The 13,581-nt window shown below is 62.6% G+C and carries 11 protein-coding genes and 1 other RNA gene; 9 read left to right on the top strand and 3 right to left on the bottom strand.

Going from position 1 to position 13,581, the window contains the following annotated elements; genetic code table 11:
• Positions 1-165: 165 nt before the first annotated feature.
• Positions 166-1,332: a putative zinc-binding metallopeptidase gene (locus QWI18_RS16585; protein ID WP_192130072.1), complete on the top strand. Its 1,167-nt coding sequence runs from the start codon at positions 166-168 to the stop codon at positions 1,330-1,332.
• Positions 1,333-1,503: 171 nt separating this feature from the next.
• Positions 1,504-3,309 (top strand): putative bifunctional diguanylate cyclase/phosphodiesterase, encoded by a 1,806-nt coding sequence (locus QWI18_RS16580; protein WP_369319295.1) that lies wholly within the window; start codon positions 1,504-1,506, stop codon positions 3,307-3,309.
• Between the two features lie 4 nt (positions 3,310-3,313).
• On the opposite strand, the gene QWI18_RS16575 is transcribed toward QWI18_RS16580, so the two are convergent.
• The gene (locus tag QWI18_RS16575; protein ID WP_192130074.1) at positions 3,314-3,808 is read right to left on the bottom strand and encodes an N-acetyltransferase; all 495 of its coding nucleotides are present in this window, start codon (positions 3,806-3,808) and stop codon (positions 3,314-3,316) included.
• Between the two features lie 235 nt (positions 3,809-4,043).
• Here QWI18_RS16575 and ffs point away from each other — a divergent pair.
• The 5 genes from ffs to QWI18_RS16550 all read left to right on the top strand — a co-directional run bounded on the left by ffs (position 4,044) and on the right by QWI18_RS16550 (position 7,842).
• Positions 4,044-4,140, top strand: an RNA gene (gene ffs, locus QWI18_RS16570) — signal recognition particle sRNA small type.
• A gap of 336 nt (positions 4,141-4,476) precedes the next feature.
• On the top strand, positions 4,477-5,148 hold the full coding sequence (locus QWI18_RS16565; RefSeq protein WP_296315473.1) for an HAD-IA family hydrolase: 672 nt from the start codon (positions 4,477-4,479) through the stop codon (positions 5,146-5,148).
• A 102-nt stretch (positions 5,149-5,250) separates the two neighbouring features.
• Entirely contained in the window at positions 5,251-6,177 is a 927-nt protein-coding gene (coaA, locus tag QWI18_RS16560; RefSeq protein ID WP_065988705.1) for a type I pantothenate kinase, read from the top strand.
• Complete coding sequence (locus QWI18_RS16555) at positions 6,177-6,545, top strand: Rap1a/Tai family immunity protein (RefSeq protein WP_065988704.1); 369 nt, start codon at positions 6,177-6,179, stop codon at positions 6,543-6,545. The genes coaA and QWI18_RS16555 overlap by 1 nt, the downstream gene beginning before the upstream one ends.
• A 100-nt stretch (positions 6,546-6,645) precedes the next feature.
• Positions 6,646-7,842, top strand: coding sequence for a nitrate/nitrite transporter (locus tag QWI18_RS16550; RefSeq protein WP_369319294.1), 1,197 nt, complete (start codon positions 6,646-6,648; stop codon positions 7,840-7,842).
• A gap of 46 nt (positions 7,843-7,888) precedes the next feature.
• On the opposite strand, the gene acpA is transcribed toward QWI18_RS16550, so the two are convergent.
• Together acpA and QWI18_RS16540 are read right to left on the bottom strand one after the other, a co-directional pair.
• On the bottom strand, positions 7,889-9,595 hold the full coding sequence (gene acpA, locus QWI18_RS16545) for an acid phosphatase (RefSeq protein WP_369319293.1): 1,707 nt from the start codon (positions 9,593-9,595) through the stop codon (positions 7,889-7,891).
• Between the two features lie 391 nt (positions 9,596-9,986).
• Positions 9,987-10,742: a substrate-binding periplasmic protein gene (locus tag QWI18_RS16540; protein ID WP_369319292.1), complete on the bottom strand. Its 756-nt coding sequence runs from the start codon at positions 10,740-10,742 to the stop codon at positions 9,987-9,989.
• Between the two features lie 231 nt (positions 10,743-10,973).
• On the opposite strand from QWI18_RS16540, the gene dnaX reads away from it, so the two are divergent.
• On the top strand, positions 10,974-13,139 hold the full coding sequence (gene dnaX / locus QWI18_RS16535; protein WP_369319291.1) for a DNA polymerase III subunit gamma/tau: 2,166 nt from the start codon (positions 10,974-10,976) through the stop codon (positions 13,137-13,139).
• A 96-nt stretch (positions 13,140-13,235) separates the two neighbouring features.
• Complete coding sequence (locus QWI18_RS16530; RefSeq protein ID WP_065988699.1) at positions 13,236-13,562, top strand: YbaB/EbfC family nucleoid-associated protein; 327 nt, start codon at positions 13,236-13,238, stop codon at positions 13,560-13,562.
• Positions 13,563-13,581: the final 19 nt, after the last annotated feature.

Below are 13,581 nucleotides of genomic sequence, written 5' to 3'. Positions count from 1 at the left end.
CCAAGTAACTCGCCGAAGGCGAAATGCCCGCCGTTAGGCGGGTCCCCGGATCTGGACCTGAGTGAAGTAGTCCCGCCGATAAGCGGGACCCAAGAGTAAGAAAATCCCACGGAACCCCCGCCACCCTTGACGATCTAGTGCTAGCAGCCCCATCAGGATATCGCCATGTTCCAGTTCTTCGAGCAACTCAGCACACGGATCGCGGCGCCGTTCGCCGGTGAGAACAAACGCAACAGCAAAGTCTGGCAATGCCATTGCGGACAGTCGGTGTTTTTCCGCAACAGCCAGTGCCTGGCCTGCTCGGCGGCGTTGGGTTATCTCCCCGAGCAAAGCAAGATTGCCGCGCTGGAACCGGGCCCCGAGGCGCAGACCTGGCGTCTCACCGACGAGCCCCAGGCCGGGCTCTACCGCCGTTGCGCCAACCTCGACACGGCAGCCGCCTGCAATTGGATGTTTCCGGCGCTGAACGCCGGCGACTTCTGCATCGCTTGCAGCCTCAATAAGACCATCCCCGACCTGTCCGTGCCGGAAAACCCTGAGCGCTGGGGCAAGATCGAGACCGCCAAGCGCCGGCTGGTTGCACAGTTGATCACCCTCGGCCTTCACGTCGTCCCCAAAAGCGTCGACGAAGAACGCGGCCTGGCCTTCGAATTCCTCGGCGTCGACCTGGAAGGCAACCTGCCCACCACCGGCCATGCCAGTGGCTTGATCACCCTTAACGTCGAAGAAGCCGACGACGCCATTCGTGAGAAGGTTCGCGTGCAGATGCACGAACCCTACCGCACGCTACTCGGGCATTTCCGTCACGAAGTGGGGCATTACTACTGGGATCGCCTGATCGCCGACACCTACTGGCAGGACGGTTTCCGCAACCTGTTTGGCGACGACCGCGCCAGCTACGCCGACGCCCTTGACCATCACTACCAGCATGGCGCGCCGGCCGACTGGCAGCAGAGCTTTGTCAGCGCCTACGCGACCATGCACCCGTGGGAAGACTGGGCCGAAACCTGGGCGCATTACCTGCACATGATGGACGCTGTCGACACCGCGCTGAGCCTGGGCATGAGTGCCCGTGACATGGATCTCGACTACCAGCCGTTCCCGCTGGAAACCCTGTACGACCCTCAGCATCCGGGCGGTCCGGCGTTTCTCTCGTTCGTCAATGCGTGGATCGAGCTGGCGGGCATGCTCAACGAATTGTCCCGCGCCATGGGTCAGGCGGATTTCTATCCGTTCGTGTTGCCTCCGGCGGTCATCACCAAGCTGCATTTCATCCATCTGGTCATACAGGGTGCTGGCGGTAAGGCTGATGAGGTGCTGCAGGTGCAGTGATTCACTCAGGTGAGTGAGGGCTAAAAAGCACGGGTACGAAGCGGTGAAAGGACTTCGCCGCTTGTCCGCGATGCCTGCAACGGGGAAAAAGGGGTGCTATTTTCCCGGTACATATCGTTTTGACACTACTGGCAAGGCGATTGGCAAAGCGGTCTTAAAGGGACTTCAGTTATGGCCACTGGTGCTCCATTTCCCCAAAACGAGCGTTCCCGGGTTTCGCGCATTACCCACATGGGTTTAATCGATGCGACGGCGGACGACGTGCTCGACCACATCATTTTGATGGTGACCCACTATTTCGAGGTCCCCATTGCCCTTGTTTCCATCGTCAGCGAGCACCGCCAATGGTTTCGCGCGCGGGCAGGCCTGGACGAGCGCGAGACGCCCCGCGAAATCGCCTTCTGCGCATACACCATCCTCAGCCCCGAAATCTTTCAGGTCCCTGACGCGATGCTCGATCCGCGCTTCAGCGACAATCCGCTGGTGACTGGCGAGCCTCACATCCGCTTCTACGCCGGCGTGCCGCTGGTGACCGCCGACGGCCTGGCCCTGGGCACGCTGTGCATCATCGACAGCACGCCTCGGCCGCCACTCGACCCGCGTGACGTGGCGATGCTGGAGATGTATGGCCAGCTGGTCATGAAGCGGCTCAACAACCTGCGCCATGCCAGCTACGTCGATCAGCCCACCGGTCTGTTCAACCGTCTGCGCCTGCAAGAAGACCTCGCCGCTTTGGCGGATCGGCGCAAATATGCGCTGGTTGCGCTGGACATGGTCGCGCCAGCGTTTCTCGACAGCATCGTCAAAGCGCTGGGCTACAGCTTCGCCCAGGAACTGGTGCGCCGCATGATCGAAAACTGCCGCAGCCAGTTGCCTGACGACACCGCGTTGTACAAGGTCAGCCCCACGCGCATCGCGCTGATCACCCGCAACGCCCGGCCGGAGCAGGCCGAGCTGCTGTTTCGGCAGTTGCTCGAGCATTTTCGGCGGCCGCTGATCTGCCGCAACATCCCCATTCAAATGGACGTCGGCATCGGCGTGCTGCCGTTGGGCCTGGACCGCTGTGATGAGCACGACTGGATTCGGCTGGTGGTCAGCGCGGCGGACGAAGCCCGCGGCAAGTCGACGGGTTGGCGCTGGTACGAGCCGCACCTGGACTTCGCCCAGCAACGGGCCTTTCTGCTGCTGGCGGCGCTGGCCGAAGCCGTGCGCAGCCCGGATCAACTGTCGCTGGTGTATCAGCCAAGGCTTGAAGTGGCCACCGGCCGTATCGTGACCGTCGAAGCGCTGTTGCGCTGGCAGCACCCGGTGCTGGGCCCGATCAGCCCGGCGGAATTTATCCCGTTGGCGGAAAAGACCGCCCTGATTCGCTCGCTCAGCCTTTGGGTGTTGAGAAAGGCCGTTGCGCAGGCGGCGCTCTGGCAGGCGCAGGGCTATGCCTTCAAAGTCGCGATGAACGTGTCGGCAATCGATCTGGCCAACGCGTCATTCAGCGATGCGCTGTTCGAGCAATTGACGGTCAGCGGTCTCGACCCGAGTGGTTTCGAGCTTGAATTCACCGAAAGCGCCCTGTGCGACAACCCTGAAGTCACCCGGCTGCAGCTGGAGCGCTTGCGCGCATTGAACATCGACATCGCCATCGATGACTTCGGCACCGGCTACAGCAACTGGACCTACCTGCGGCAATTGCCCGCCACCACGGTCAAGCTGGACAAATCGCTGGTGGAAAACATCGACAGCAATGACAAGGATCGCGGCCTGGTGGAAGCCATCGTTGATCTGGCGATGCGCCTGGGCTATCGCGTCGTTGCAGAAGGCGCCGAAACCGAAGGCGTCTACGAAATCCTCTGCGAGCTGGGTTGCCACGAAGTGCAGGGCTTCCTGGTCGCGCGGCCCATGACCGTCACCGCGCTCGAGCACTGGATGAACGTCGAGTGCTGCAGCAAAGTCTGGCAGTTGCGATCACTGGCCCATTGAATGATTACAGTGCGAGCAGCATCAGCCGCTCGACACTGACGTGGTCCGGATCGCGCTCGGGCAACGCCTGCCAACCCAGCGCCAGGTACAGCTGGCGCGCCGGGTGATTGCCGGCCTCCACCGCCAGCATCAACTGTGCAGTGTCTGGCCATAAATCCCGCGCCAACGCCGGCAGCGCGCGCAGGCATTGCTTGCCGAGACCACCGCCTTGAAAGCGTTTATCGACCATCAACGCGTGCAGCGTGGTGGTCACCTTCGCGTGCTCACGCGCCCACTCCGGCAACAGCGACCTGCGCTTGAGCACGAAAAAGCCCCGGGGGATGTCGTCCACCAGCAGTACGAAGCCCTGTCGGTCGGCGATGGGACGTGCGGTCAGCGTGTGCAGACCGCCATGAATGTCGCCGACGTGGCGGATCTGCTCGGGGAGCAGCTCGATCTCCAGCAACTGGCGCTGTTGGATGGGGGAGAGGGATTCATGGCGGGTGAGCGCGAAATGCATCGGTGGTTCCTGTGTCTTGCGCCCTGGCGGGGCCGGGCAGGGGCCAGCCACTTGCGTGTGGGAGGTGAAAAGGCAGGCGCCATTGTGCCGCATTCAGCGCCTCAGGCGCTGCATTGGGCAGGCGGCGAAGGGCTGACGACGCTCAAAATCTTAATCTGAAACAAGAGGTTGTAACTTCTCGCGAGACCGGTACAATGGCGCGGCTCGCCACTGGCGAGCGTCGTTATGGTGACCCCATCGGTCCCCCCGCAACGATTACCCGTGAACCTGGTCAGAGCCGGAAGGCAGCAGCCACAGCGGGAACATTGTGTGCCGGGGTGTGGCTGGTGGGGTTGCCTCCATAACGCACTCTCGTCGCCATGACGAGTATTGATGATCCGCATCCCTGGCGGCCTCGATCCCTTCCACTCTCTCAAATTTTTCATCCCTGTCTTGTTGGCAAATGGCTGCGTGTCTCAACGTTGTTATCTCTGATCGCGTGGCTCGTCGGAACCCGACCTTGAGGGAATGATCCTTAACCAACGCTGAACCATAGTGTTAGGCCTCATGCGGTTCATCGCCGTATGCGCCGCCTAGAATGGAGTCCATCGCGAAGAAACCCACAGGCCCATCACGCTGACTGGCCGGGCATCCTCCGCACGCCACCCCTCCGCTCAGGAATAACAATAATGACAACCGACACCCCATCACCCCTCCGTCCAACACCCCCCATTCAACTCGTACTTTTCGACCTGCTCACCGCTTTGCTGGACTCCTGGACCCTGTGGAATTCAGTCGCCGGTTCCGAGGAGCTGGGCCGGACCTGGCGCATGGCCTATCTGAAGGCGACCTACGGCTGCGGCCGCTATCGCCCCTATGACACGCTGGTCGAGGAGGCGGCGATGGAAGTCGGCCTGGGCAAGCATGCCGCCGCAGAACTCGATCGGCGCTTCGGGGAGTTGCAGCCCTGGGCGGAAGCCCAGTCGGTCCTCGAATCCCTGAAGCCTCATTACAAGCTAGGTATCGTCACCAACTGTTCGGAGCGCCTGGGCCACATCGCGGCGGAGGTGCTGGGTATCCCGTTCGACGTGGTCATTACCTCGGAGAAAGCCGGCTTTTATAAGCCCGACCCCGCGCCTTATCGTCTGGCGCTGGACACCGTGGGTGTGGATGCCAGCCATGCTGTGTTCGTCGCGGGTTCGGCGTACGATCTGTTCGGCACGGCCAAGGTGGGACTGCCGACGATTTGGCATAACCGTCTTGGCCTGTCTGCGCCCGAAGGTGCGCCGGCGCCTCTGATCATGCGGCCGACGCTGGAAACCCTGGCTGCGGATCTGGCAGAGATGCCGTCAGCGAGGTAAGCCAGTCGCCCCGGCAGATTCAAATAAATCTGCCCTCCATTTGGACCAATACGATAGTCTTCGCACCATTGTTGATACGGACACCTGACTGGAACGCGATTGATGGCCCCTGATGACTATCTGGTAATGAGCAGCGCGGAGTGGGCGGGGCTGCGCGCCAGTACGCCATTGACGTTGTCCGAAGAGGACCTTGCCGCATTGCGGGGCGTGAACGAGGACATCTCGCTGGAGGATGTTGCCAACATCTACCTGCCGTTATCGCGCCTGATCAATCTGCACGTCAGTGCCGCGCGCAATCTCGACAGCATCAAGGACACCTTTCTCGGACGCCCTGCCAAGCGACAGACCTATGTCGTCGCGGTGGCAGGCAGCGTCGCGGTCGGCAAGAGCACCTTCGCCCGGGTGTTGCAGGCGCTGATGGCGCGCTGGCCGGATCATCCCCGGGTCGATCTGATCACCACCGACGGCTTTTTGCACCCCAATGCCCGGCTTGTCGCCGACGGCATCATGCACCGCAAGGGCTTTCCGGAAAGCTACGATCGCAAGCGCATGGTCAAGTTTCTCTCTGACCTGAAGGCCGGCACGCCGGAAATCACCGCCCCGGTCTATTCCCACATCAGCTACGACATCGTCCCGGACCAGTTCTTCAAGGTCAGCCAGCCCGACATCCTGATTTTCGAAGGGTTGAACGTATTGCAGACCGCGGGCAATGACGGGCAGAAACCGGGCAGCATCGTCTCGGATTTCTTCGACTTTTCAATCTATCTGGACGCCGAAGAGGGCGACATCGAGCGCTGGTACGTCGAGCGCTTTCTGATGCTGCAACGCACCGCGTTTCGCGCGCGAGGCGCCTACTTCCGCGAACTGGCAGATCTGCCGCCGGAGAAATCCCCGGACGCGGCGCGCAAAATCTGGCACGACATCAACCGGCCCAATCTGCTGGAAAACATCCTGCCGACCCGTGAGCGCGCCAGTCTCGTGGTGCGTAAGGCGTCGGACCATTCGGTGAAGGAATTGTGGCTACGCTGATGGGTAAATCAATCGCGGGCGTGTCGGCGTTATTCGCGCTCTGCGTGAGCGCTGGCGCTCTGGCGGACGGCAACAAGTTGCTGCTCGAATGCCAGGACGGGATCAACAGCATGAGCGGCGGCGTGGCGCAGAACGGCGTGGGCGTCGGGCATTGTGTCGGGGTGCTGCAAGCGACGATGGACACTCTGGATCTGTTCCACGAGGCGGGCGGATTGCCCCGGCTGGTGTGCGTGCCCGAAGGTGGCATTCCGATGATCCAGTCGATGCGCATTATTGTGCAGTCCTTGCAGGCCCATCCCGAGAGCTTGCATCTGAATGAATCAGTGTTGGTGGTCGCGGCGTTGAAAAACGCGTTTCCCTGTCAGTAATGCGCCGGTTTTACGCTAGCCTGTGGATTGATCCGGCACTGATTATCCGGGTCGACCCCTGCCGCCGCGCCGGCGACGGACCTCAGCAAGGATGCCGATGATGCGTGCCAATGCACTGATTGTGCTGTTACTCACGGGGCTCGTGGCGGCCACCTACGGTTTCGGGATCTACCTCTTCGCCCAACTGGTGCCGGACATGCGCGCCAGCCTGGGTTTCGATATCGCTTACGTCGGCACCATCACCGCGGCGGGGCAGGCGGGGTTTCTCGCCAGCGCGCTGTTGGCGGCCTGGCTGACGCCTCGTGTTGGCGGCGGCTGGATGATCTTCGGATCGGGCGCCGTGTGCGCCCTGGCCTTGCTGCTCATGCCCCTGGCGCAGAACGTGGTGCTGATCGGTGTGCTGTTGACGGTGCTGGCCGGCACGGCGGCGACGGTGTTCGTGCCGATGGTCGAAGTGATCGCGCGCGCCGTGCCCTATCAATACCGCGGCATGGCCATGGGGCTGGTGTCGAGCGGCACCAGTTATGGGGTGTTCATCAACAGCCTGCTGGTGCCTTTTTATGCGCCACAAGGCGAGTGGCGCACGGTGTGGTGGATCGTCGGGATCATCACCATTGTGCTGGTCGTTTGCGTCCTTGTGGTGTTCAAGCGCGCGCGGTTGTTTGTTCGGGAAGACGAGGACGGCAGTGATGGCGCACCACGCAAAGGCGTACTGCGTGAGGCGCTGCAGGGTTGGCTGTACAAAGTCTGGTCGATGAATTTTCTGATTGGTTTCTCGACCTTTCCGTTTCAGAACTACCTGTCGTCCTACTTGCGCACGGAGCTGCATTTCGGCGTCGAATACACCGCGCAGATCTGGGCCAGCATCGGTTTCGTCGGCATGTTCAGCGGCCTGGCGCTCGGCGCGTTGTCGGACCGCATCGGTCTGCGTGGGGCGATGCTGATGGTGTACGTCTGCGTGGCAACGGCAGCGGTGATTCTGGTCATCGCGCCGACCGGCTACTGGCCGATGGTGGCAGGGGTCGTGTTTGCCGTGGCGTTCTACCCGATCTTCGGATTGATACCGGCGTACGTGTCGAAGATGGCGTCCCGTGCTGCGCTGGCCGTGACCATCTTCGGCATCGCCAACATCATGCAAGGCATCGGCGGCATGCTCGGTAATTACTGCGCCGGGATGCTGGCGAGCATGAGTGGTTCGTTCGTCGCCGTGTACAGCGTGATCGCGGGGGTCGCGGTGGTGCTGGCGGTGTTGACCGCCTGCTTGCCGAACGAGCGCGGCGGTCGGCAGGCGGCTTGATTACCCATAAGATCAGACCACCTGCCCGCGATGGTTGCGCGCCTGTCTACGCCGGAAATTGCAGCGCATTGCTCAGATCACCCATCGGCGTCTGCCCGCGCGCGGCCATGGCGTTGTCGCGCTCGGTCAGTCCGTCCAGTTTCTCCAGACCATGCACCCGTGTAATCAGACGCAGGATCGAGGCAGTGTCGTACACCGTGTGGTCGACCGTGCCTTTGCGCGCGAAGGGTGAGATGACGATCGCCGGCACCCGCGTGCCCGGTCCCCAGCGGTCGCCCTTGGGCGGCGCGACGTGGTCCCACCAGCCGCCGTTTTCATCGACCGTGACGACAATCACCATGTTCTTCCACTGCGGGCTGTTGCGCAGCACCTTGATCGTACGGTCGATGTGTCGGTCGCCGGCCGCCACGTCGGCGTAACCGGCGTGCATGTTGAGGTTGCCCTGGGGTTTGTAGAAGGTCACTGCGGGCAGCTTGCCCGCCTCGGCGTCGGCCAGGAATTTATTGCTGGAGGACTCGTCGCCCAGGCCGCCGTCGCGCAGGCGCTTCTTGCGCTCTGCCGGATTGTCGGGGCCCTGCTGCTTGAAGTAGTTGAACGGCTGGTGGTGGTACTGGAAGTTCGGGATTTTCGGGATGCCGGTCGAGTCTTTGTATTCATCCAGCGTCACCTGCCAGGCGCCGGCGTACCAGGCCCAGTCGACGTTCTTTTTCGAGAGCTTGTCGCCGATGTGTTCATGGGTTTGCGGCACCAGGACGTTGGCCAGCCCCGGCTGCGAATAGTCCGGTTTCTCCTTGTCACGCAGCCAGGTCGGCCAGTAGGGCGGGGCCATAGTGTTGACGCCGTAACCGTCCGGCGTCAGCGCGCTCGGGCCGAATTGTGGCGGGCCGGTCATGGCGCTGGCCGGTGATTTCTCCAGCGGCTTGAGCCTGTAGTCCAGCGGATCGCTGCTTTCCAGCACGGCGATTTGCGACTTGGCCGGAGAGTTCGCCGCGTCCGGGTAGAAGGGCGCTCGGGCCGAGATCAGGTATTGGTGGTTGAGGAACGATCCGCCGAAAGCGCCCTGGAAGAAGTTGTCGCAGAGCACGAATTCTTTGGCGACGTCCCACAGGCGCAGGGAATATTGGGTCTGGGCGTAATAGCCCATGGTCAGGCCGCCGGAATCCGCCCAAGCGACGAAGGCGTCGTTCTTGCCGCCATTGATCTGCATCTGGTTCTGGTAAAACACGTGCCACAAGTCCCGGGTGACGACGCTGAGTGGCAGGTCCTCGCCGCTCGGGCCTTTGAGGGGGAAGGGCGCGTTGGGCAGGTTTTCCTGGTACTGCATGCCCGTGGCGTAGGTCACGCCGTCGACGCTTTGCGGGCCGATCTGGCAGACACCGCCCCAGCACTGCGGCAGGGTGTCGAGGACTTTGCCGTCGCGGTCGCGCTGACGGTAGTGGTCGGCTTTCACGGCGGAAAGCGGGTGCTCGACGCCGGGGAAGTTGGCGAACAGGTTATTGAAGCTGCGGTTCTCGCCGTAGATGACCACGATGGTCTTGACGTTGTCCTGCAGCGCTTTGTCCAGCGCCGGGCCGGTCAGCAGGGCGTCCGTTGCAGGCTTGCCTTCAACGCCTGATTCGGCAGCGCCCACCACGCCACTCAGGGTCGCGCTTGCGCCCAGCACCGCAACGCCACCGAGGAAGCGTCGGCGGCTATCATCCACCTGTGGCCGGGGGACTGAAGCCTGTGCTGGATCTTCCGGTTTCTTGCTCATGGCGGGCGCTCGCAGGTCGAGTTGTTACAACATGTGTCGCCGGAGCCTAGCGAGGGAATATGACGGGATTGCTACAGCGGTGGGTGACATCAAAGTTGTGGTGTGCCCCATGACGCCTTCCCGGCTAAAGCCGGTCCTACAATGCACGCGATCTACTTAGTGGGACCGGCTTTAGCCGGGAAGAGGCCAGTGTGTACGCCATCAGTCTTGCGGTGTGACGCATGACGCCTTCCCGGCTAAAGCCGGTCCTACACGGACGAGGCCAGTGGGAACGCCATCAGTCTTGCGGTGTGTCACATGACGCTTTCCCGGCTAAAGCCAGTCCTACAATCGGCGCCAGCCCCACAATCGAAAGTCGCCGCCAGTCACACGATCGGAAAACGTCGCAGGCTCAATAGGGATCGGCCGGATTCCCCGAATGCACCTGATACCGCTCGACAATCCGCTCGATCTCCCCGGACATCTTCATCCTAAGCAGCGTGCGCATGATGCGTTGCGCCGGCACGCTCGGGTCGTTGCGGGCGATGCAGCCCACCGGCTGCTCATCGATGACCCACACGGCCCTGAGTTTCTCGTCGGCTTTCTGATCGCGGTTGTACCAATCCAGCGACCACTGGGTGTCCACGGCGTATCGGTAGCGGTGGGCCGAGAGCTTTTGCAGAACCTGCTCCTGCAACCTCGCGTCTTCGCGGATCAGATCGCGGGTGGCGAACAGCGGGTCCAGCACCGGGTAGGCGTAGCCCAGCACCGTACCGATGTGATCGCCGAGAATCGCGCTCAGCTCGAAGGTGGCGGTGTCGTAGGCGCTGCCCACCAGCACGTTGCGCTGGGTCAGCAGCGGCAGGCTCCAGGTGAAGTCCCCCGACATGTCCGGCAACCAGGACTGGGCGGCGTAACACCGCACGTCAACGTCACCGCGCTCGGTGGCCGCCTGCACACGCAGCCGCGGGTACACGCGGTACTGGGCGGTCTGGCCGATCTGGCGGGCCAGACTTTCCATGATGTCGAACAGAATCCCGGCCTCTGGCCCGTCGGGGCCCACCTGCATCAGCGGCATCGACCAACTGTCGGCCACGGCAAAGCGCAACGGCGGACCGTCTGCGAGCGCCGACGCGCTCCATAACCCCAAGGCACTCGAAAGTCCCAAGCCACTCACCCACACTCGCATCCGGATCCCTCGAAGTAACAGTGCGACGTTTCAAGCCTGCTGTGTCTTCGGAATCCAGGTGTGGGACCTTGTGAGGGAACCGTCTCGCGGAGCCGTCTTGCGGAGCCAGGCCAGCCATAATAAAGCGATAAGCGTCGGACACCAGATGCAATTTTGCCCCTGCTCCGCTAGCATTGGCGGTCTTCCGCAACCCAGTCGCGACGGTTTTCAATGAGTTATCAGGTTCTTGCACGTAAATGGCGTCCGCGCTCGTTCCGCGAAATGGTCGGCCAGACCCATGTGCTCAAGGCCTTGATCAACGCGCTGGACAGCCAGCGCCTGCACCACGCCTATTTATTCACCGGCACGCGGGGGGTCGGCAAGACCACCATCGCGCGGATCATCGCCAAGTGCCTGAACTGTGAAACCGGCATCACGTCAACGCCGTGTGGCGAATGTTCGGTGTGCCGCGAGATCGACGAGGGCCGTTTTGTCGACCTGATCGAGATCGACGCCGCCAGCCGCACCAAGGTCGAAGACACCCGCGAGCTGCTCGACAACGTGCAATACGCGCCCAGTCGCGGTCGCTTCAAGGTCTACCTGATCGACGAAGTGCACATGCTCTCCAGCCACTCGTTCAACGCGTTGCTCAAGACGCTGGAAGAGCCGCCGCCCTACGTCAAGTTCATCCTCGCCACAACGGACCCGCAGAAGCTGCCCGCCACCATTCTGTCGCGCTGCCTGCAGTTCTCCCTGAAAAACATGACGCCTGAGCGTGTGGTCGAGCATTTGACCCACGTGCTCGGCGTGGAGAACGTTCCGTTCGAAGACGATGCGCTGTGGCTGCTCGGTCGCGCGGCCGATGGCTCGATGCGTGACGCCATGAGCCTTACCGACCAGGCGATTGCTTTCGGCGAAGGCAAAGTGTTGGCGGCCGACGTGCGCGCGATGCTTGGCACGCTGGATCACGGCCAGGTGTTCGACGTGCTGACCGCGTTGATCGAGGGGGATGCCCGTTCGTTGCTTGAAGCCGTGCGGCATCTGGCCGAACAGGGGCCGGACTGGAGCGGCGTGCTCTCGGAGATTCTGAACGTATTGCACCGGGTCGCCATCGCCCAGGCGCTTCCTGAAGGGGTCGATAACGGCCACGGCGATCGCGATCGCGTGCTGGCCCTGGCCCAGGCGTTGCCCGCCGAAGACGTGCAGTTCTACTATCAGATGGGCCTGATCGGTCGCCGCGATCTGCCGCTGGCGCCGGATCCCCGGGGCGGTTTCGAGATGGTGCTGCTGCGCATGCTGGCGTTCCGGCCCGCAGACGCCGACAACGCGCCGACGCAGCCGTTAAAGTCAGTGGGGATCAACCCGGCCACGGTTGATTCCCGGACAGCGGTGGCGAGTTCAGCATCCGCAGCATCCCGACCCCAGACCGCCCCGGCGCCTGTCATCGACACGTCGGCGCCTGTCGCCGTGCCCGAGCCTGTGGCGGCAAAAGCGGAGGCAGAGATCGATCTGCCGTGGAACGAGCCAAACGCCGCGGTTCCAGCCACTGCCGCCGAGCCTGAGAACGAGACCAAGTCTGAGCCTGAGCCTGAGCCTGAGCCTGAGCCCGAGGACGAGCCGTCCCCACAGCCCGCGTCCGTGGCCGAGAGGCCCGAGGCCGTCCTCGACACCGTCGCCGAGCAGCCGGACCTGACACCAATGCCGGCGCCGGCCCCCGCGAGCCCTGTGCCGGACGCGCCCGAACTCGCATCGTCAGAACAGCTGCAAGCCGCTGCCGAGGCGGTGACACCGCAAATGATCGAGCACGTGCCCGATGCCGCACCTTACGTTCCGGCGCCGATGGAGCGCGACGACGAGCCGCCGCCCGATGACGACTACATCGAGCCGGACATCGACATCGACCCGGCGTCGTTCGCTTATCTCGATGACCTGGCCCACGAAGCCGTCGAAGCCGTGGAGAAGGAGCCCGAGCTGCTGCCGGCCTCCAAACCTGCCACCGGTCTTGCGGCGGACTGGCTTGAGCTTTTCCCGAAACTGCCGATTTCCGGCATGACCGGCAGCATCGCCGCCAACTGCACGCTGATTTCGGTGGAAGGCGACAACTGGCTGCTGCACCTTGATCCGGCCCACAGTGCGCTGTTCAACTCGACGCAGCAGCGCCGTCTGAACGACGCGCTGAACCAATACCATGAACGCACCCTCAACCTGAGTATCGAACTGATCAAGCCCGAGCAGGAAACCCCGGCTCAGGCAGCGGCGCGTCGGCGTGCCGATCGGCAGAAGCAGGCCGAGGCGGCGATCCACGGCGATCCGTTCATTCAGCAGATGATGCAGCAGTTCGGTGCGTCGATTCGCGATGACACTATTGTTCCGGTGGATGCGCCGACCCAGGCGTAAGTCCACGCCCGATGATTCCCGGGGGGCGCTAAGCTGATAGGGCGCCCCTAATTGTTCAATGACTTTCTATCCGATGACTTCCGAGGAGTAACTCCCATGATGAAAGGTGGCATGGCAGGCCTGATGAAGCAGGCTCAGCAAATGCAGGAAAAAATGGCCAAGATGCAGGAAGAACTGGCCAACGCTGAAGTGACGGGCCAGTCTGGCGCCGGTCTGGTCAGCGTTGTCATGACCGGGCGTCACGACGTCAAGCGCGTCAGCCTGGACGACAGCCTGATGCAGGAAGAGAAGGAAATTCTGGAAGACCTGATCGCTGCGGCCGTCAACGACGCTGTGCGCAAGATCGAAGCGGCCAGCCAGGAAAAGACCGCCAGCATGACCGCCGGCATGCAGCTGCCGCCGGGCATGAAAATGCCGTTCTGATCGGACGGCTGGCGCGACA

The organism is Pseudomonas sp. W2Oct36 (assembly GCF_041060465.1).
Lineage (GTDB): Bacteria > Pseudomonadota > Gammaproteobacteria > Pseudomonadales > Pseudomonadaceae > Aquipseudomonas > Aquipseudomonas graminis_B.
This window is presented reverse-complemented; position numbering and strand designations above follow the sequence as displayed.